The organism is Mycobacterium sp. AMU20-3851 (assembly GCF_043974665.1).
In the GTDB taxonomy this organism is placed as follows: Bacteria; Actinomycetota; Actinomycetes; order Mycobacteriales; family Mycobacteriaceae; genus Mycobacterium.
Window position 1 is genome coordinate 3021548 of the sequence record NZ_CP146371.1, and the last position, 21543, is coordinate 3043090.

Genomic DNA, 21543 nt, shown 5'->3' on the forward strand with positions numbered 1-21543 from the left:
ATTAAACGAAGACAGCGGTCAGGTCGAATTCCGCGAGCGTCTCGGCGGTGAGATCGCGCAGCCGCGACTTCGAATTCTCGGCCCCCGACTGGTAGGCGACGATGCCGATGATGATCTTGCCACTGAGGCGGCCGGACACCACGACCAGCTGACCGTCACCGTGCTCGAGTTCACCGCGCGGGGTGGCCTGATCGACGCCGTAGAACGCGGTGTAATCCGCCTCGGTGCCGTCGACGCTGGTCAGCATGGCGGGCAGGTCACCCATGTTGGAGCACACCACCGGCATGTCGTCCGACGCGATCATCATGTCGGCGACCTTCTTCACCAGCCGCTTGGGCACCAGCGGGGTCAGCGGCATCAGCTCGAGGATCTCGTTGGGCTGATCCTTGGCGGATTTGAGCGCCTCCCGCAGGACGTTGCGGGTGGGCGCCAGATCCTTGGTCATATCGGTCGGGTCGACCTTCGCGTTCACCAGCGTCATCGCGTTGGCCCGGACGTCGGTCTCCGAGGTGCGGTCGCTGATGGCGATCAGCAGCGAGACGTTGCCGTCGGGATTGCGCCGGCCCATCCGCTCCCCCAGCTTGGCGCTGAACCCGGCCAGCATCGAGTACCCGTTGCCGCCCAGCGCCTCGGCGCGGGCATCCCATTCCGCCAGATCCACGTACGCGGTGATCGCCGGAACGATGACGAGCTCATTCGGATCGTCCACGGTACGAACGGTTTTGGGTGCCACCGGCGCCCCGGCGGACGCACCGTCACCGCGCAGAACCTTGACCGCCTTACGCGCCGCCCGGCCGATCTCGGGGAGCTCGCGAATTGTTTCCCGCAGATCCGCGGCGATGGCCCGGCCCCGGCGCCGGGACAGCGGCGGCGGGTAGCCGATGTCGATCTTGGCCCCGGCGACCGCGGTGCCCACCGCCAACAGCGCGGCCACCCCGTCGCCGAGGCAGTGCGAGCCGACGACCGAGATCGCGGTCACGCCCCCGTCGAACGCCTGTACCGCCATGTGCCAGCCGGGACCGGTCTCCGGGTCCACCGGGACCTGCGCGAACCGGTCGGCCCAGTCGCTCACCTGATCCCGGGGCAGGGGGTCGGTGTTGACCTGCAGCGGCGCAGCCGGGCCGAGGGCGGACACCCAGCGGTAGCGGCCGAACGGCAGCGGTGAGCGCTCCACCCGGCGGCCGGCCATCCCGTACCCGAAGTTGCGGTAGAACTCCTGCACCGCGTCCATGTTCACCGGACGCTCGTAGACCCATACGCACTGGATGAGCTGCACCCGGCCGGTCGCCCGGTTGGCACGGACCAGGGCCTCGTCCCACAGGGTGAGCCGGTTGTCGGCCAACCCGACATCATCGATCGTCAAAGCTCGTCCCCTTTACTACTCGATCACGCCGGACAGGTCGAAGTCCGCCAGCGTCTTCTCCAGTTCGCCGCGCAGCCATGCGGTGGTGTTCTCCGCACCCGGGGCGTAGGCGGCAAAGGTCAGTGTCTCGGTGCCGTTGATCCGGCCGGCCACCACGGTGAGCAGGCCGCACCGTTGTTCGAGGGCGTGCCGGGTCGCCACCCGGTCGATACCGCGCAGGAAAACGAGGTCGGCCGGGGTGCCGTCGATATCGGGCAGGCCCGGCGGGACATCGCCCATGTTCGAGCAGGACACCGGGAGCTCGGTGGAGAAACCGAAGGCCACATCGGCCATCTTGCGGACGGCACGCTTCGGGGTGAACGGTGTCAGCGGCAGCAGCCGCAGGTTCTCGTCGGGTACCTCGCGGGCGGTCCGCAGCCCCTCCCGCAGGGCTGCGCGCGCCTCGGCCAGGTCGGTGGTCACCTTGTCCGGGTCGATGGCCAGGTTGACCAGCACCACCGCGTTGGCGCGGGTGTCGTCGTCACCGGGATTGCGGTCACCCTGCGGAATGTTGAGGGTGACCATGCCGTCCGGTCCGACCCGCCCGATGTTCTGGGCGAGCTTGGCGACGAAACCGGCGACCAGTGAGTGGCCGTTGCCCCCGAGTTCGGCAGCGCGGCGATCCCAGTCGTCGAGCTTGACGCAGACCGTCGCAGACGGGGTGAATACCTGCTGGTCCGGGCCTTCGACCTGCGGCTTGACGCCCCCGGATTTCGTCAGTTCATCGCGGCGGCGGGTGACCTGGCGGACCGCCTCGACCAGGGTGCGGCCGACCTCGGGCAGTCCGCGCAGGGTGACCCGCAGATCCTCGCGCAGCGCCTGGCCGCGGGTCCGCGCGCCCGGCGCCGGATAGCCGTAGTCGATCCGGCGTCCGTGGATGGCGTTGACCATGGTCTGCAGCGCGCCGCCGCCGTCGCTGACGCAGTGCGAGATCACGATGCTGACCGCGGTGGACCCGTCGGTCATCGGCAACACGCCGACGTGCCAGGCCGGGCCGTGCTCCGGATCCAGCGGCATGGTGGCGCGTTCGTCGATCCATCGGCCCAGTTCCGCGCGGTCGCGCGGCTCGTCGAAGTCCAGATCGGCCTGCGGACCCAGCGCCGACACCCAGCGGTGCCGGCCGAACGGCAGCACCGAGCGTTCGATCCGGCGGCCGAGCAGGCCGTAACCGATGCCGTCATGGAAGCGCCGGATGTTGTCCAGGTCGACCGGGCGCTCGTAGATCCAGACGATCTGCATCACGGCTTCCTGGCCGGTGGCGCGCAGACCCAGGAACATCGCCTGATCGGTGTATTCGAGCCGGTCATCGAACCCTGCGGGATCTGTGACGGCACGCGTCATCGCGGCGGTACCTCCGTTGCCAACGTCGGCGATCAGGCCGTCTTCAGGTCGAGACCGACCGTGTCGGCGGCGATGGCGGCCGCAGCGACGTCGCGTCCCTCGACCACGCCGACGTACACGGCCTTCATGGCCAGCAGGTAGCGCATCACCGATTCGCGGGCGATCGGATTGCTCGGGAAGGCCGCGGTCACCGTGGTCTCCTGCTCCACCCGGTTGACCCACATGCCGACCTGATACGCCGAGCGGGAATCGCTGTAGATGGTGCCGTTGAGTCGCTGCCATTCGGCGATCACGCCGGGCGACAACAGGCCGACGTCGAGGTAGGACAGCATCGGCACGCCGGCGTCCGGGGGACGCAGCCCGTACGATTCGGCGCCGAGTTCCAGCACCCGCTCGACCGGTACGTGGGCCAGATCCATTCCGCCGTCGAACGATTCCTGGGCCGCGCGGGCGATGTCGCCGAAGTCGTCCTCGTCGACCGGCACCGTGATCGGCACCAGGCCGGTGAACCAGCCGGTGGTCATGAACTCCGCCGGCGTGCGGCGGGTGGTGGTCGGGGTGATCACCCGGTAGGTGGCGTCGCCGGTGATGGCGGAGTGCGCGATCGCACCGCAGGCGAACACACCGCCGCTGAACCGGGCGCCGGCTGCGATGCAGATCTGCTCGAAGCGGTCGCCCTGCTCCTTGTCCAGCAGTGAGATGGTGACGACGTCGCCGGAGTACGGCACCGACGGGTCACCCAGCGGCAGCGGGAACGTCGGAAGGGTGCCGCCGTTCTGCTGCAGGAACTCGATCCAGCCGCGGACCTCGGGCGATTCCGTGGTCAGTTGGGACACGAACTCGTGCTGCTCACGGCAGTAGGTGTCGTAGCTGCCGGGCTCCGGCAGCTTCAGCGGGGCCGCGCCCTCGACCAGCGTGTTGTACATCATGTGGATCTCGACGAACGCCAAGCCCATGAACATGGCGTCGGTGTGCACGTGGTCGACGCTGATGTACACCGTGAAGTGGTCTTCGCGCTGGATGATCCCGATGTGGAAGCAGTCCCACACCCAGGGGCTCGCGGTGGCCAGGATGTGGTCGCGCCACTCGGCCGCGGTCATCTCGCCGTGCTCGGTGGGCGTGAACTTGATGTCGCGCGGGTTGGCCACGGTGTGCCGGATGATCCGGTCCTGCTCGGCGTACTCGAACCAACTGTGGAACGTGTCGTGCCGGCGCAGGTAGGCGTTGATGACGTGCGTCATCGCGCGCACATCACACCGGCCCGGGATGTCCCAGGACGGGATGTTCAGCCGGGCCATGTCGGTGCCGGACGACTCGTGTTTGCGGTAGGCCAACAGGTGCTGCGCCTGCTGGTAGCTCACCGGGACATCACTGACCGGCGCTTCCTTGACCTTGGCGAGCGTGGCCCGCGAGGGATGCCAGGAAATCACCGAACCCGGTTCGCCGACCCAGTCGTGGATCGGTTTCATCGCAACCACTATTCATCTCCTGCTTCGACGACGCCCGACCCCGGATTGTGCGACGTTGCGCAACCCGTGGTCATGACGGAACCGATACTTCGGAAGGATCCAGCACATCGCACAAACGATCTGCCAGCGCCCTGATGGTGGAAATATCTGTCGATCCGATACGAATACCTGTCTCCGCTTCGATGCGGGTGCGTACCTCCAGCGTGCCCAGCGAGTCCAGGCCGTACTCGGCGAGCGGACGGTCCGGGTCGACCGCCCGGCGCAGGATCAGACTGATCTGTTCGGAGATCATCCTGCGCATGCGCGCCGGCCATTCGTCCCGCGGCAGGTCATGCAACTCTGCAAGGAATGCGCTGCCGGTGTTGCGCTGCCCCGACGACTGGAACGCCTCGGCGAACTTGCTCGTCTGGGCGAACGCCGCCAGCCACGGTGTTCCCACCACGGGCGCGTACCCACTGTAGGCACGATCGTGCCGCAGCAGCATCTCGAACGCAAAGGCACCCTCTTCGGGCTCGATGGCCGCATCGCTGTTCTCGGCCATCGCCGCGCCCGCGCCGATCTCGGCCCACGGACCCCAGGCGATCGCGGTGCCGGGCAGGCCCTGGCTGCGACGCCAGTGCGTGAACGCGTCCAGCCAGCTGTTGGCCGCGGCGTAGGCGCCCTGCCCCGGTGACCCGACCAGCGCGGCCGCCGAGGAGAACACGCAGAACCAGTCCAGCGTCTGCTTCAAGGTGGCGCGGTGCAGGTTCAGCGCGCCGTACACCTTGGGTGCCCAGTCCCGTTCGACCAGCTCGTCGGTGATGTTCGGCAGTGCGGCGTCCTCGACGACGGCGGCGCCGTGCAGCACCCCGCGCAGCGGCAGTCCGGTCGCACAGGCCGCGACCACCAGCCGGTCGGCGGTGTCCGGCTCGGCGATGTCACCCAGCTCGACCTCGACCTCGGTACCGGACCGCCGGATCCGTTCGATGACCTCCTTGGCCGCCGGCGGCGGTGCGGAACGGCCGTTCAGGACGATCCGCCCGGCGCCGGACCCGGCCAGCTTCTCGGCCAGGAACAGGCCCAGCCCACCCAGACCGCCGGTGATGACGTAGGCACCGTCGCCGCGGACCGCGTGCGCCTCTTCCGGAGGCACGACGGCGTTGATCTGGCCGCCGTGCGGGATGTCGAGCACCAGCTTGCCGGTGTGCTCGGCCGCGCCCATCACACGGATGGCGGTGGCACCGTCCTCCAGCGGGTAGTGCGTGGTCTCCGGCAACGGCAGCACGCCGTCGGCGATCTGCTGGTAGCAGACCTCCAACAGACGGCGCAGGGTGTCGGAGTCGGTCAGCGACAGCAGCGCCAGGTCGACCGCGTAGAAGGACAGGTTGCGCCGGAACGGGAACAGGCCCATCCGGGTGTCTCCGTAGATGTCGCGCTTGCCGATCTCGACGAACCGGCCGCCGAAGGACAGCAGTTCCAGGCCGGCCCGCTGCGCGGCCCCGGTCAGCGAGTTCAGCACGATGTCCACGCCGTAGCCGTCGGTGTCGCGGCGGATCTGCTCGGCGAACTCGGTGCTGCGCGAATCGTAGATGTGCTCGATTCCCATGCCGCGCAACAGCTCTCGACGAGCTTCGCTACCGGCGGTGGCGTAGATCTCGGCGCCGGCGGCCCGCGCGATGGCGACCGCCGCCTGCCCCACACCACCGGTGGCGGAGTGGATGAGCACCTTGTCACCGGCCGAGATGCGGGCCAGGTCGTGCAGGCTGTACCAGGCGGTGGCATGCGCACTGGGCACCGCGGCGGCCCGGTTGGTGGGCAGCCCCGGCGGCAGCGTCACGGCCAGGTTGGCATCGCAGGTGACGAACGTCGCCCAGGCCCCGTCGGCGGAGATGCCGCCGACCCGGTCGCCGACCTTGTGGTTGGTCACGCCCGGTCCGACCGCGGTGACCACACCGGCGAAGTCGGCACCCAGCTTGGGCAGCCGGCCCTCGAAGCTGGGGTACCGGCCGAACGCCACCAGCACATCGGCGAAGTTCAGGTTGGACGCGGTGACCGAGACCTCGATCTGACCGGGCCCGGGTGCGACCCGCTCGAAGGCGGCCAACTCCAGGGACTGGATGTCTCCGGGCGTGCGGATCTGCAGCCGCATCCCCTCACGCGCCGGGTTGACCACGGTGGTGCGCCGCTCCTCCGGGCGCAGCGGCCCGGGAACCAGCCGGGCGACGTACCACAGGCTGGACCGCCAGGCGGTCTCGTCCTCGTCCGAACCGGACACCAGCTGGGCCGCGATCTGCGCCGGATCGGTGTAGTCGTCGACGTCGATCTGGGTCGCGGACAGCTGCGGGTACTCGGTGCCGATCACCCGCACCAGACCGCGCAGACCGGCTTCGTCGAGGTTCGCGGAATCCTCTGGCAGGACCGTCTGGGCATTGCGGGTCAACACGTGCAGACTCGGGGACTCCCCCGGCGTCTCGGGCAGCTCCCGCGCGATCTTCACGAGGTGGCGGACATTGTCGCCGCCGCGCACCCCGGACTGCTCGTCGGTGACCCCGTGCCGGGGCGGGGTGACGACCAGGACATCGCTGAACGGCTGGGCGGCCAGCTGCTCACGCAGTCGCGTGGCGTGCGCCTCGTGGTCGGAGTGCTGCGGCCACACCATGCTGGTGACGTCCACCTCGTGGCTCTTGAGCGCGTCGGCCAGCCTGGTGGCCAGCAGGTCGGTCGCATCCGAGGTGCTGATCAGCAGCCAGCGGCCGGCGTCGTGGTAGTCGGCCTCGGGCAGCTCCTGCTGACGCCACTCGATTCTGAGCAACCGGTCGTTGAAGGTGCGGTCGCGCTGACCGCTGTCCGAGACACCGGTGCCCACCCGCAGCCCGCTCACCGCGAGCAGCACCGCACCGTCCTCGTCGAGCAGGTCCAGGTCCACCTCGACGGCGGACGCGGTCACGCTGACGATCCGGGCGTAGCAGTAGTGCGCGTTACGGGTGGAGCCGTGGGCCCGCAACCGACGGACACCGAGCGGCAGCATCAGCGTGCCGGTGCTGTCGCTGCGCAGCACCGGGTGTGCACCGACCGCCTGGAAGCAGGCGTCCAGCAGCGCCGGGTGCACCCCGTAGGCGCCCTGTTGGGAGCGGATCGATCCGGGCAGTGCGACCTCGGCCAGCACCGAATCGGACGGACCGTGGGAGTCCTCGTTGACGTTGACCGCCACCAGTCCGGCGAAGGCCGCGCCGTACTGCACGCCGCGCTGGCTGTACCAGCCGCGCATCTCGGCGCCGTCCACCCGGACCGGGTGGGCGGCGATCACGGCGTCGATGTCGACCCGCTCGGGTGCGACGCCCGGGTCGCTCTCGTCGGCGCACAGGGTGGCGGTGGCCCGCTTGACCTGCTCGCCCTGCAGATAGGTCTCGACCGCGAACTCCGCGGACCCGGCACCGAGCACCGTCGCGGTCGCGGAGATTTCGGTGTTCTCCTCGAGCAGCAGCAACTGGTCGAAGCTGATGTCACGCACCTCGCCGGTGTCACCGTGCACCACACGGGCGGCGGCCAGCGCCATCTCGCAGTAGGCGGCGCCGGGCAGCGCGGCCACGTTGTGCACCTGGTGGTCGCCGAGCCATGGCTGGGTGTCGGTGCCGACGTCGGCCTGCCACGCGTGCCGCTCCGGCTCCTCCGGCAGCCGCACGTGCGCGCCGAGCAGCGGATGCACCGCGATGGTGGCACCGCCCGGGGCGAGCTCGTGCGGATCGCGGACCAGCATGAGTTCGCGGTGTGTCCAGGCCGGCAGCGGGGCGTCGACCAGGTTGCCGGACGGGTAGAGCACCGAGAAGTCGATCTGGGCCCCCGCGTTGTGCAGGTCGGCCAGCACGGCCCGCAGACCGTAAGGCAGCTCCTGCTCGCGGCGCACGCTGGCCATCGCGGCGTGGCTGATGTCCAGACTGCTCGCGGTCTGGTCGACCGCGTGGGTCAGCAGTGGATGCGGGGACAGCTCGGCGAACACCCGGTAGCCGTCCTCCAGGGCGGCCTGCACCGCGGCGGCGAAGCGCACGGCGTGGCGCAGGTTGTCCACCCAGTAGTCGGCATCCCAGTCCGCGATGTCGCGCGGGTCGTACAGCGTCGCCGAGTAGTAGTCGACGTCGGGCTCGGACGGGTCGAGATCCTCCAGCGCGTCGGCCAGATCATCGAGGATCGGATCCACCTGCGGCGAGTGCGAGGCGACGTCCACCGCGACCTCGCGGGCCATCACGTCGCGGCTCTCCCAGTCGGCGACGAGCTCACGGATCGACTCCTTGGCGCCGCCGACGACGGTCGACTTGGGCGACGCCACCACCGACAGCACGACATCGTTGATGCCGCGGGCGGCCAGCTCGGAGAGCACCTGCTGGGCGGGCAGCTCGACCGAGGCCATCGCACCGGAACCGGCGATGGTCGCCATCAGCTTGGACCGGCGGCAGATCACCTTGACGCCGTCTTCCAGCGTCAGCACGCCGGACACCACCGCGGCGGCCACCTCACCCATCGAGTGGCCGATGACCGCGCCGGGGGTCACCCCGTAGGACTTCAGCGTCGCAGCGAGCGCGACCTGCATGGTGAAGACCGTCGGCTGCACCTTGTCGATACCGGTGACCGTCACCGAGGACCGCAGTTCCTCGCTGACCGAGAACCCGGACTCGGTCGCGATCAGCGGTTCGATCTCGGCGACCGCGGCCGCGAACGCCGGCTCGCCGGCCAGTAGACCGGCACCCATCGCCGCCCATTGCGACCCCTGGCCGGAGAAGACGTACACCGGGCCGCGATCGTCCTTGGCGACCGCACCCTGGTACGGGGTCTCGCCGTCGGCGACCTCGCGCAGCGCCGTGATGAGGGATGCCTGGTCGTCCGCCAGCACCGTGGTGCGCACCGGGCGGTGGGCCCGGCGGCGGGCCAGCGTGTAGGCCAGGTCGTGCAGATCGAGGGTGTCGGCGCGGTCGGCCACCCAGTCGGCCAGCTTGCGTGCGGTGTCGCGGAGCCCTTCGGCGGAGGTCGAGGACAGCGCGAAGACGTGCGGTCCCGCCGAGTCCGACGCGGCGGTGGCCGCTGCGGAGGCAGGTGCCTCCTCGAGGACGGCGTGCACGTTGGTGCCGGACAGGCCGTAGGCCGAGACGGCGGCCCGCCGCGGCTGATCGCCGGCCGGCCACGGCGCCGCCGTGGTCGGGACGTACAGCTCGGTCTTGACCTTCGCCAGTTCCTCGGGCAGCCGGTTGAAGTGGATGTTCGGCGGCACGGTGGCGTGCTGCAACGCGAGCACACTCTTGATCAGGCCGATGGTTCCGGACGCCGACTGCGAGTGCCCGAAGTTGGTCTTCGAGGAACCGAGGGCCACCGGGCCGTCGCTGCCGTACACCGCGGCGAGGCTGGTGAACTCGATCGGGTCGCCGACCGGGGTGCCGGTGCCGTGCGCCTCGATCAGGCCGACGGTCGACGGGTCGACCGCGCCGACGGCCAGCGCCTCCTGGTAGACGGCGACCTGCGCATCCCGGGATGGGGTAGCGATGTTGACGGTGTGGCCGTCCTGGTTGGCGGCGGTACCGCGGACCACCGCGAGGATGCGGTCTCCGTCGCGTTCGGCGTCGGCCAGACGCTTGAGCAGCACCACGCCGGTGGCTTCACCGGGGACGAAGCCGTCGGCGGCCTCATCGAAGGCGTGGCAGTGGCCGGTCGGCGACAGCATCCCCTGCGCCGAGCCGGAGGACAGCTTGCGCGGCTCCAGCACGATGTTCACGCCACCGGCGAGCACCAGATCGCTCTCCCCCTCGTGCAGGCTGCGCGCGCCCATGTGCAGGGCGAGCAGGCCCGAGGAGCAGGCGGAGTCGACGGAGAAGGCGGGGCCCCGCGCGCCGAGGTGGTAGGAGATGCGCCCGGAGGCCAGGCTGAAGTTGTTGCCGGTGAATCCGTAGGGGCCTTCGATGGCGTGCGCGTCGGCGGCGACCAACTGGTAATCGCCGTGGGTCAGGCCCATGAAGACGCCGGTGCGCGAACCTTCCAGCACGGCCGGGTCGATACCGGCGTGCTCGATGGCCTCCCAGGCCGTCTCCAGCAGCAGCCGGTGCTGCGGGTCGACGGCGGTGGCCTCGCGATCGCTGATGCCGAAGAAGTCGGCGTCGAAGCCGGCCACGTCGTCGAGGAACGCGCCCCACTTGGAGACGGAGCGTCCGGGTACGCCGGGCTCGGGGTCGTAATACTCGTCGGCATCCCAGCGGTTCTCCGGGATCGTGGTGACGAAGTCCTGACCGTTGAGCAGCGCCTGCCACATTTGGTCAGGTGAGTCGATTCCGCCAGGCAATCGGCACGCCATCCCGATGATGGCGACCGCTGTGACAGGTGTATCAACCACTTAGTTCAAACCTCTTCCAGACGGGTACTGCAGACCGAGTTGAGCAGGACTGCGGCAGTGGACCAAGCTGTGGCGCCATCGCGCGCCGCCCAATTTCCCTTCCCGCACCTTGCTGTGGCTCGTCCGTAAGCCGGTAGCGTAGTCGTCTCCATTGACGAGGTCGTTAAAAACTGAGCAAATCCACACGGCACTCTACAGGCTCAAGAGCCGCGACGCGGAGGCTACACCAGCTACAACAAGATCTTCCAGCAACTTCCCGATAATGCCGCAACCTGCGGATCCATTGTCATATTGACGTTTCAGTAAATGTGATGCGCCTCACTTTGTCAACCCGAACATTAGCCAAGGCATAAGTCAGCAAACAAGCTCTGCTAACTATCGGCCGTTGCTGACCTGAACTTCGCTCCCACCTGGGACCGCCGTGGGCGGCCCTGCTGAGAGCATTCTCAGGGGCGCTACCACCGTAAACACCTGCACCACCCACCCCAGCAGCGACAACCGGGGCTCGCGCGGTGGTGTTCGCCCGGCCCGATTTCGGCAACGTCGACATGTATAACGGAAACAACACGATCGGGTGTGGCGGAGATTGTTGGGACCGCCTTCGCGCGCCGGACTTGATCAAAGATTTCCGATAGCCGACCTACCCACCATTCGGGGCCTGCAGCAATGCCCTGCGACCGGCGGTACCACCTGCGTATTTGCGAGCTCAAGCAAAACTCACGGGCCCGAAAACGAACCCCCGCCGACTGCTCAGCCGGCCACCGTGGCAGGCCCGTCGAACCCCGCGCCGAGCCGCGGAATCCCACTGAATCCGCGGTCTCTCGCGCGCGCGGCGCCGTGCCGGATGAGCGCTGCGGTGGCGACGAAACCGGCCTGATCGGCCACCACGAACGGGGTCAGCAGACGGTTGTGCACATAGCCGAACGCCAGGCCGGTCGCGGGATCTGCCCATCCGAGTGACCCGCCGAGGCCGACGTGACCGAATCCCGGCAGCAGGCCCGGGACGGGCAGCGAGTGGTAACCGAGATGGAAGGCCATCGGCATCCCGATCGATCCGTCCGGGTGCAGACTCCGCGGCCCGGTGAGGCCGGCCACCAGGTCGCGGGACAGGAACCTGGTGCCGTCGATCTCGCCGCCGTTGGCGATGGCCCCGTACATCCGCGCCAGGGCACGCGCGGTCGCCACACCGTTGGCCGCGGCGATCTCGCTGTCCAGCAGCGGCATGTCGCCTTGCACCGTCGCCTTCATCCCGGGGAAGTACAGCGACCCGAACCCGCCGGGCAGCGCTGCCATATACGGCGCCACCGCATTGAAGATGGGGTTCTGCAGGGCACTCTGCGGAAGGATGATCTGGGCGGGTTGGGTCAACGCGCCGGCCGGCGGACGGCCCAGATGGGCGCCGTCGACGTCCAGCGGAGCCGCCAGCTCCGTGCGGAAGAGCTCACGCATCCCGAGGCCGGTGACCGCGCGTGCGAGCCCGGAGACCAACCAGCCGTAGGTGAGCGCGTGATACGCCGGACGGCCGCGGAACAGTCCGGCCGGAGCGGCCGCGATGCGTTCCTCCATCTTGCGGTGGTCGAGCAGATCGCTGCTGTTCACCCCGTTCAGGTGGGACAGCCCCGCCCGGTGCCGCAGCACATCGCGGACGGTGATCGTCGCCTTGCCGTTGACCGCGAACTCCGGCCAGTACTCCGCCATCGGTGCGTCGTAGTCGACGAGACCGCGATCCACGAGGCGGTGAATGACCGTCGACGCCATGCCCTTGGTGGCGGAGAACACCATGGCCCCGGTGTCCTCGGTCCAGCGCCGCCGGCCGGCCCGGTCGGCCCAGCCGGTCCAGACGTCGACCACCGGCACCCCGTCCAGGTACACCGAGAGGGCTCCCCCACCGAACCGGCGGTGTCCGAACAGCTTGGAGAACGCCGAGACGGCACAGGCGAAGTTGGGGTCCGCCGCACCGCCGACCCCACGCGGCAGAACCGCGCCTTCGGTCATCGCCGCGCGATTGGTGGAGCCGGTGGGCGCCGCGCTGCGCTCACCATTTATTGCGTAGGTCACAGTCAGACCAAGTTACTCCTCCGCGGGGCTAACTAGCGAGAGGCGTTACCTATCTGTGAAGCGGGCAGCGCTCGGGTCGGGCGTATTGTTGCCGGCTCGACACCGCCGACCGGCGGAAATGCGGCGGTTCACCGGCCTTCCCGATCTGGCCCACACCTCAAATTGCGTTGCTGGTAACCGGTGCTGACGCACCTTTTTCGACGACTTCCCGGAGCCGGGTCCTGGCGTCGCTAATCTGCTGGCGCGCCGCCACCACGGACCGCTCGATCGACGAGACATCGGCCAGCTGGGTGGCGACGTAATCCTCGACCGCACCGTCGACGGACTCCGCGTCCGCCGGCACACAGATTCCGCCGGCGCGCAGCGTCTCGATGGGCTTCACGGCGGTCCAGTTCGAGACGACCACGGGGATCGCACCCTCGGTCGCACCGATGATGAGCGCGTGCGCACGGTCGCTGGCCACCAGTGCCGATCTGCGGTGCAGCGCCCGAACCTCGCGCTCCCACTCGGCGTGCGTCTGGTCGGCGAACAGCACCGCCTCGGTGCCGGGATGCAGCGCAGCAGCGAGCCGCTCACAGTGTTCACGGTCGCGACGCACCTGGCTGTAGACCTGCAGCCGCAGACCGTGCCGGTCTGCCAGCCTGCGGAGCAGGGCGATCTTCTCGTCGCTGAGCATGCCGCGATCCCACCGGGTGGAGACTGCCAGCAGCTCTCGCTCGGCCGGCGCCGGCCCCAGGCCGCCGTCGAGCGGATCATCGCCTTCGCCGAACGCCCAGTCCGGGAGCAGATCGCCGAGTCCGAACGCGGCCCGGGTGGCCGGATCGCGCCACGCCACCATCGCCATCGTCCGTCGCGAAAGCCGCTCGGTGAACGGCACGGTCACATTTGCGCCCCGGCGCTGCGCGGCCTTCGCGCCGACCGACGAAAGCCGCACACCGGCCCCGACCTGCAGCGCGGTGCCGCCCCGCAGCCGCGGCGCCAGTGCCAACACCAGATTGCCCACCCCGGTCAGCGAGCGGCCCACCTTGGGGTAGACGATCTCCCCGGCCGGCAGCACCATGATGGTGCGCTCGGCGAACACACTCGTCGACGCTGCCCTGAGCCAGTCGACGGTGCGGTCGTGCAGGATCTCGTCGCCGCGCAGGTGCAGTGCCGACAGGTAGCCCTCGTCGTTGTACTCACCCGGTTCCCGCCGCCCCACATGGACGTGCAACTGCACCCCGTCGATCCCCTGGAAGGTGCGTAGCAGGCCGCGCCGCAGTATCGAATCCCCGATGTTGTCGTTCTGCCCCCAGGTGGAAAGAAAGATGCGGGTCACCCCTGAAACCTCCCGAGCGGTCCGACGAGTCGAATGATGCTTGCTGTCCAGCTGAAACGCAATCTTGCCGCACCCGTTCATCGGGCGCACAACCCCGGGCGAGATTCAGGCGGGCGGCTGGTCCGCGGCCTCCAGGATCGCCTGGGCCGCCAACGCCGGGGTCAACTCCCCTTCGCGGACCTTGCGCTCCACCTCCGAACGCATGCTCTTCACCCCTGGATTGCCGAGCACCCGGTCGAGCACCTCGTCCCGGACCATCGCCCAGGTCCAGTTGACCTGTTGGGTACGCCGACGGGCCTCGAACTCCCCCGCCGTCTTGAGTGTTTCAGTGTGTTTTTCGACGGTCTCCCACAGCTCGGCCAGGCCATCGCCGGTCAATGCGCTCATCGTGAGAACCGGTGGCCGCCAGAGTGTCTCGCGCGGATAGATCAGACGCAGGGCCCCGGCCAGTTCCCGCGCGGCCGCCTTGGCCTCGACGGCGTGTTCACCGTCGGCCTTGTTCACCACCACGATGTCGGCCAACTCCAGGACACCCTTCTTGATGCCCTGCAACTGATCTCCGGTGCGGGCCAGGGTGAGGAAGACGAAGGTGTCCACCATGTCCGAGACCGTCACCTCGGACTGTCCGACGCCGACGGTCTCGACCAGGATGACGTCGAAACCGCTGGCCTCCAGCAGGACGATCGTCTCCCGCGTCGCGCGGGCCACCCCACCGAGTGTCCCCGAGGTCGGGGACGGCCGGATGTAGGCGTCCGGATGTACTGCGAGCCGGGCCATTCTCGTCTTGTCACCGAGAATCGATCCCCCGGTGCGCGTCGAGGACGGATCCACCGCGAGCACCGCGACCCGGTGCCCGCGCTCGATGAGGTGCATGCCGAGCGCCTCGATCGTGGTGGATTTGCCGACCCCGGGCACGCCGGTGATACCGATGTGCTGGGCGCTGCCGGCCTCGGGCATGAGCTCGAGCAGCAGTTCCTGGGCCCGCTGCCGGTGATCCGGCCGGGTCGACTCGACCAGGGTGATGGCCCGGGCCAGCGCGGAGCGGTCTCCATTGCGCAGTGCCGAAGCCAGTTCCGCGGGTGCGAGGTCCGGGCGGCTCATCAAGTCAGGTCGTAACCGAGTCGTTCGGCCAGCTTGTTGAGCAATCCGACGGCGGCATCGGCGATCACGGTGCCGGGCGGGAAGATCGCCGTGGCTCCGGCCTCGTAGAGCTCGTCGAAATCGCCCGGCGGGATGACGCCACCGACGACGACCATGATGTCCGGTCGCCCCACCTCGGCCAGCGCATCCCGCAGCGCGGGCACCAGGGTCAGGTGCCCGGCCGCCAGCGAGGACACCCCGACCACATGCACGTCGTTGTCCGCGGCCTGACGGGCCACCTCGTCGGGCGTGGAGAACAGCGAGCCGACGTCCACGTCGAAGCCGATGTCGGCGAACGCGGTGGCGATCACCTTCTGGCCGCGGTCGTGGCCGTCCTGGCCCATCTTGGCGACCAGGATGCGCGGGCGGCGACCGTCGGCCTCGGCGAAGCGCTCCACCAGATCCGTTGCGGTACCCACGTTTCCAGCCTTCCCGACCTCATCGCGATACACCCCGGAGATGGTCCGGATCTCGGCCACATGCCGGCCGTACACCTTTTCCAGGGCATCGGAGATCTCACCGACGGTGGCGTGCGCCCGGGCCGCGTTGATGGCCAGCGCCATCAGGTTGTTGCCCAGCCCATCCTCACCGGCCGAGACGTTTTCCCCTGCGGCGCGGGTCAATTCAGCCAGCGCGGATTGCGTCGCATCCTCGTCCCGCTCGGCGCGCAGCCGTTCCAGCTTGGCCAGCTGCTCGGCACGCACCCGGCTGTTCTCGACCTTGAGGACCTCGATCTCCTGGTCCTCGGCGACCTGGTACTTGTTCACGCCGATCAGCGCCTGCACACCGGAGTCGATACGCGCCTGGGTGCGGGCGGCCGCCTCCTCGATGCGCATCTTCGGGATGCCCTCGTTGATGGCCTGCGCCATGCCGCCGTGCTCGGCGATCTCGCGGATGTGGCCGCGGGCCTTCTCGGCCAGCTGGTGGGTCAGCCACTCGACGTAGTACGAGCCGCCCCACGGATCGATCGGCCGGGTGGTGCCCGACTCCTGCTGCAGCACCAGCTGGGTGTTGCGGGCGATGCGCGCGGAGAAGTCGGTCGGCAGCGCCAGCGCCTCGTCGAGGGCGTTGGTGTGCAGTGACTGGGTGTGGCCCTGGGTGGCCGCCATCGCCTCCACGCAGGTGCGCGCGACGTTGTTGAAGACATCCTGCGCCGTCAGCGACCATCCCGAGGTCTGCGAATGTGTGCGCAGGGACAGCGATTTCGAGCTCTTCGGGTCGAACTGCGATACCAGCTCGCTCCACAGCAGGCGGCCCGCGCGCAGCTTGGCGACCTCCATGAAGAAGTTCATCCCGATGCCCCAGAAGAAGCTCAGCCGGGGCGCGAACTTGTCGATGTCCAGCCCGGCGTCCAGGCCGGCCTTGATGTACTCCACACCGTCGGCCAGGGTGTAGCCGAGCTCCAGATCGGCGGTCGCGCCGGCCTCCTGGATGTGGTAGCCCGAGATCGAGATGCTGTTGAACTTCGGCATCTTCGCGCTGGTGTAGCCGAAGATGTCGGAGATGATCCGCATCGAGGGCTTGGGCGGGTAGATGTAGGTGTTGCGGACCATGAACTCTTTGAGGATGTCGTTCTGGATGGTCCCGGCCAGCTTCTCCGGCGGCACCCCCTGCTCCTCGGCGGCCACCACGTAGAGCGCCAGGATCGGCAGCACCGCGCCGTTCATGGTCATCGACACCGAGACGCTGCCCAGGTCGATCCCGTCGAACAGCTGGCGCATGTCCAGGATCGAGTCGATGGCCACCCCGGCCATGCCGACGTCGCCGGCGACGCGGGGGTGATCGGAGTCGTAGCCGCGGTGGGTGGCGAGGTCGAACGCCACCGACAGGCCCTTCTGGCCGGCGGCCAGGTTGCGGCGGTAGAACGCGTTGGACTCGGCGGCGGTGGAGAATCCGGCGTACTGCCGGATGGTCCACGGCTGGTTGACATACATCGTCGGGTACGGCCCGCGGATGAACGGCGCGTCGCCGGGGAAGCTGTCCAGCGGGTAACCGGCGGCAACCGCCTCGTCCCGGTCGGCGCCGGTGTAGACCGGCTTGACGTCGATACCCTCGGGGGTGGACCACACCAGCTGCTCGGGGGTGTAGCCGTGCGCGGCGGCGGCGACGGCGGTCAACTCGGCGGCGGCCTCGGCGGTGGGGGCAGCGGGCGTGCTCTCCCCGTTCAGCGGGACGTCGGCGAAGCTGCCGATCACGCTCGGTTCGGTGGCAGTCATATCAGGCCCCCAATCGGGTGAGCAGGGTCGCCAGCGCCTCGACGGCGTTGATCTTTGCGGTCAGGTATTCGTCGGGGCGAGCTGAACCCTCCCCGGCATCTGGCAAAGCCTTCTCCGGGCCGGCCAGGTAGATGTGGGTGACGCCGGCATCCCGCGCGGCGGCCACCACCGCCTCGGCCTCGGTGCCGTACCGGGCGTCGGTGCCGCAGATGACCACCGCCTTGTGCCCGGCCGGAAGCTCTTCGAGCGCGGCGGCCACACCGGTCGCGTCGACGGTGCCGGGGTTGACGGCCTCGATGCCGCCCGAGGCCAGTAGGTTCGCCGCGAACGTGGTGCGGATGTTGTGCTCGGCCAACGGACCCAATGGCAGCAGCGCCACCTGCGGGCGCTTGCCGTGCTGGGCCAGGTAGGCGTCCGACCGGTCGCGCAGGGCCTCGAACCCGGCCGCGTAGCGGTAGACGCCCTGATAATCTCCGTCGGCCTCCTCGGCACGCTCGAGCGGTTGCTCGGCCAGATTAGGGAACTCGTTCACGCCGGTCAGCGAGGTCTTACGGTGCGCGATGTCGTCGGCACGCTTCTCCCGCACCTGCGCGATCTGCGCGGCCAGGTGATCCTGGGCCTCGACGAACCCGCCGCGCGACTCCAGCTCCTGGAAATGCGCCCAGGCCTGCTCGGCCAGCTGTGCGGTGAGGTCCTCGACGAACCAGGATCCGGCGGCCGGGTCCAGCACGCGACCCAGATGCGATTCCTCGAGCAGCAGCAGTTGGGTGTTGCGCGCGATGCGTCGGCTGAAAGTGGTTGCGGTGCCGGGCAATCCACCAGGGATTGCGGCATCGAACGGCTGCACGGCAACGGTGTCGGCCCCGCCGACACCGGCCGCGAACGCCGCCAGCGTGGTGCGCAGCATGTTCACCCACGGGTCGCGCTGGGACATCATCGGCGCGGAGGTGACCGCGTGCAGCACCGCCGCACCGGCGTCGGGGGCACCGGCCACGTCGGCCACCCGGGCCCACACCTTGCGTGCGGCGCGCAACTTGGCGATCGTCATGAACTGGTCGTCGTCGGCGGCGAACCGGAAGCTGATCTGGCCCAGCGCATCCGATACCGACAGCCCGCCGGCGGTCAGCCGGCGCAGGTAGCTCACCCCGGCCGCGATGGCAGCGGCCAGTTCCCAGGAGGCGCTGGCGCCGAGATTGTGCAGCGCCGGCCCGTCGACGGTGACGGCCCGCACTCCGGCCTGCCCGGCGGTGCGGGTGGCGACCGCGGTGACCTCGTCGATGGACGGGGCGGCGCGGCCGCTCAGCGCCGCGGTGAGCGGATCGGCGCCGAGGTCCAGCGACAGCCGGGACCGCCGGTCGGCGTCGAAGTCGGCGATCAGTGGCAGCACCGCGTCGGCGGCTGCCACGTAGTCGGCGCCGGCGTCCAGGATCACCGGCACGAGGTCGAGGTAGACGCCGTCGAGCAGGCGGTCCAGTTCGGCGGCCGGGATCGTGTGATCGGCTGATCCCCTCCCCGTCGCTTCGCTCGCCCCGCCCCCGACGCGCAGGATCAGTGCGCTGGTGCCCTCGGTGAGGGCGAGCAGCAGTGCCCCGTTGGCTTCGGTGGTACCGGATGCGGCGAGCGGGAACTGCTCGGCGACCTTCCATCCGCTCAGCACGTCGCGGTGTGCGTCACCACCGCGGGCGAACGGCCACTGGCCGGGCAGCGGCGACTCCGGTACCGCGTCGAGCGCGGTGTAGAGCGGCCGCACCGGGAAACCCTCATAGGTCGGTGAGTCGAGCAGACGTTCCGGCTCGGCGGGCAGATCCGCGATGTCTCGGCGCAGGCTCTTCGCCAATACGCCGGCCACACCCGAGCGCCAGCGCTCGCGATCCGATTCAATGACGCTCGGGGACACTCGCGACTCCTGGGGTCTGAAGCGTTGTCTGACTTAGTTAGATTAGCCACCTGTGTGAGGCCGCTTTCACCACAGGCTAAATGATCGGCATCGCAGCAGCGTACGGCGGTCGGAAGCTACTGAGCAGTAGCGTTGTGGGCACACCCGCTCGGCGCACCGTAGGGTTGGGAGACGTGAAACCCGTCGTCACCACGTTGCGCACGGTCTGGGCCGCAGTGACGTCGACAGCCGCCCAGTTACCGCCGCGCCGGGCACTGGCCATCCTCACCGCGATTGTGATTCTCGTCGCAGTCGCCGTACTGGTCCCGCTGCCCAGTGCCGTGCAACTGCGCGACTGGGCCACCGCCGCCGGACCGTGGTTTCCCCTCGCCTTCTTCGCCGCCCACACCGTGATGACGGTCTTCCCGTTCCCGCGCACCGCGTTCACCCTCGCGGCCGGGTTGCTGTTCGGCCCGCTGCTGGGGGTGAGCATCGCCGTCGCGGCCAGCACCCTCAGTGCGGTCCTGGCCGTGCTCCTGGTGCGGGCCGTGGGGTGGCAGCTCAGCAGGCTGACGCTGCACCCTCGGGTGGAGTCGCTGGACAGCAGGCTGCGGGAGCGCGGTTGGGTGACGGTGCTGTCGATGCGGATGATCCCGGCGGTGCCGTTCGCGGTGCTGAACTACGCGGCGGGCGCCTCTGCGGTGCGGGTACTGCCCTACACGGTGGCCACGCTGATCGGAGTCTTCCCCGGTACCGCCGCCGTGGTCATTCTGGGTGACGCCCTCACCGGCAACATCAGTCCCCTACTGCTGCTGGTGTCGGCCTGCACCGCGAGTCTCGGACTGGCCGGACTGATCTACGAACTGCGCGCCCACCGCCGCACGCATGCGCGGCGGATGGCGGACCAGAAACCCGCCGTCAAAGGCTGAGTCAGGCGGCCTGCTCCAGCGAGCGTTCGACCAGCCGCAGCGCGGGCTTCTTCTCGGCGCGGGCGCCCCGCGACACGTGCAGCGACACCATCGAACCGGAGCGCACCACGCCCAGCGGGCCCGACCCGGCGAAGCGCCCGATACCCGCGACGTGGATCGCCCAGCCGGCCTTGGCCTGGCGGTATCCGATCCGGATGCCGAGAGCACAGATCACGAGCAGGCCGCCGACCCCGGGCAGCGCCACGGCGGCCAGGGCGGCGATCGAGATGGGCACCAGCAGCGTGCTGACCGCCCGGTCCAGGAAGGACTCCGGGGCTCCCGATGCGGTCAGGCCGCTGACGCCGAGCGGCGCATCGGGCAGCGGGGCGATCCGGCGGGACAGTGTCGACGCGACGGCCGGCAGTGCCGGCGCCTCGGCCGCGGTCAGCGCCGGAGCAGTCCACAGGGAACTCTCGACGAGCTGCTGCGGGACCATCAACGACGGCAGGTCGACGGGAGCGAGCGGCACCGACGGCCGTGTCTCGGGAACGAAACCGGCGACCACGCCGGGCTGCGCGGTGACATCCATCAGGGCGCTGAGCTCACCGGGCAGCGCAGCGATGGTGTTGACGGAGGTGTTCACCGAGGTGAGCATGAACTCCAACGTGCTGATCACGTCGGTGACCGGGGTGCTGGAGGTGGGCAGCCCGATCAGCAGCGCGGGCACCGCCGACACCGACTGCTGGGTCGAATTGAGCACCGCGGCAACGGTATTGCCGACGGTGGCCGCGACCTCGGGCAGCTTGTCGTAGGACAACGGCGCCGTGGGCCGTTTCGGTGCCGGGGCCACCGGCTGGGACACCGGGGTGACCGAGCCGGTGCCGGCGGGCTGGTCGGACCCGGCTTGTGCCGGCGCGGTCTGTCCGGCACCGTCGGGCTCAGTGACGACGGCATCGGAGGGCGGCACCAGCTCGGGTGCGACCAACTCCTCGCCGGACTGCGCGGTACGGGCTTTCACGGTGCCCCGTACCCCCCGGACCTCCCGCAGGGTGTCGCGGATCGAGCTGCGCAGGTCGAACCGGGGGCGGACGGCGCCCGGCGTCGCCGAACCGGATTCGCCGGTCGAGGACTCGGTGCCCGAGGCCGGGCTGGTGTCCTGGCTCTGGCCGGTCGACGTCGTGGAACCGCCGTCGGAATCGGGGTCGGCGAACGCGACGGGTGGACCGCCGGCCAGGAGCATTGCCGAAAGCACGCCCGCGCCCACGGCGCAGCGCACGCATGCGGTAGTCACAGCGTCCCTGTCATATCGTCGCCATTCCCCATCAGCACCGGCAAAGAACCCTGTCCCGCGTCAGCAAATTGTCAATATGCCATTAGACCACGTCGAAACGCCCAACGGCAGGAAAAATGTTCGACACCGTCAACCGACGTGACGTCTTCGATGCCGAATACCCGACCGCGGGTTG

The 21543-nt window shown here is 69.3% G+C and carries 11 protein-coding genes; 1 reads left to right on the plus strand and 10 read right to left on the minus strand.

The genetic code is table 11. The features are described 5' to 3' along the window. Position 1: 1 nt before the first annotated feature. From V4U86_RS14500 to mutA, 9 genes are all read right to left on the minus strand, one after another. Positions 2-1363: a hypothetical protein gene (locus V4U86_RS14500; protein ID WP_395311875.1), complete on the minus strand. Its 1362-nt coding sequence runs from the start codon at positions 1361-1363 to the stop codon at positions 2-4. A 15-nt stretch (positions 1364-1378) separates the two neighbouring features. Beyond that, on the minus strand, positions 1379-2743 hold the full coding sequence (locus V4U86_RS14505; RefSeq protein WP_395311876.1) for a wax ester/triacylglycerol synthase domain-containing protein: 1365 nt from the start codon (positions 2741-2743) through the stop codon (positions 1379-1381). A 32-nt stretch (positions 2744-2775) separates the two neighbouring features. Beyond that, the gene (locus V4U86_RS14510) at positions 2776-4221 is read right to left on the minus strand and encodes a condensation domain-containing protein (RefSeq protein ID WP_395311877.1); all 1446 of its coding nucleotides are present in this window, start codon (positions 4219-4221) and stop codon (positions 2776-2778) included. A 61-nt stretch (positions 4222-4282) separates the two neighbouring features. Then, positions 4283-10522, minus strand: coding sequence for a sulfolipid-1 biosynthesis phthioceranic/hydroxyphthioceranic acid synthase (gene pks2, locus V4U86_RS14515; RefSeq protein WP_395312050.1), 6240 nt, complete (start codon positions 10520-10522; stop codon positions 4283-4285). A 789-nt stretch (positions 10523-11311) separates the two neighbouring features. Continuing rightward, positions 11312-12619, minus strand: a complete 1308-nt coding sequence (locus tag V4U86_RS14520; protein ID WP_395306684.1) for a serine hydrolase domain-containing protein — start codon at positions 12617-12619, stop codon at positions 11312-11314. A gap of 157 nt (positions 12620-12776) precedes the next feature. Continuing rightward, positions 12777-13937, minus strand: a complete 1161-nt coding sequence (locus tag V4U86_RS14525; protein ID WP_395306685.1) for a hypothetical protein — start codon at positions 13935-13937, stop codon at positions 12777-12779. Between the two features lie 105 nt (positions 13938-14042). Continuing rightward, on the minus strand, positions 14043-15038 hold the full coding sequence (gene meaB, locus V4U86_RS14530) for a methylmalonyl Co-A mutase-associated GTPase MeaB (RefSeq protein ID WP_395306686.1): 996 nt from the start codon (positions 15036-15038) through the stop codon (positions 14043-14045). After that, a complete protein-coding gene (gene scpA, locus V4U86_RS14535; RefSeq protein ID WP_395306687.1) occupies positions 15038-17293 on the minus strand; it encodes a methylmalonyl-CoA mutase in 2256 nt (751 codons plus the stop codon). Before scpA ends, meaB begins: the two co-directional genes overlap by 1 nt. Before the next feature lies 1 nt (position 17294). Beyond that, positions 17295-19190: a methylmalonyl-CoA mutase small subunit gene (mutA, locus tag V4U86_RS14540; RefSeq protein WP_395306688.1), complete on the minus strand. Its 1896-nt coding sequence runs from the start codon at positions 19188-19190 to the stop codon at positions 17295-17297. A gap of 173 nt (positions 19191-19363) precedes the next feature. On the opposite strand from mutA, the gene V4U86_RS14545 reads away from it, so the two are divergent. Beyond that, on the plus strand, positions 19364-20098 hold the full coding sequence (locus tag V4U86_RS14545; protein WP_395306689.1) for a TVP38/TMEM64 family protein: 735 nt from the start codon (positions 19364-19366) through the stop codon (positions 20096-20098). A 1-nt stretch (position 20099) separates the two neighbouring features. Here the strand turns inward: V4U86_RS14545 and V4U86_RS14550 are convergent, their stop codons facing one another. Further along, positions 20100-21368 (minus strand): hypothetical protein, encoded by a 1269-nt coding sequence (locus V4U86_RS14550; RefSeq protein ID WP_395306690.1) that lies wholly within the window; start codon positions 21366-21368, stop codon positions 20100-20102. Between the last annotated feature and the right edge of the window lie 175 nt (positions 21369-21543).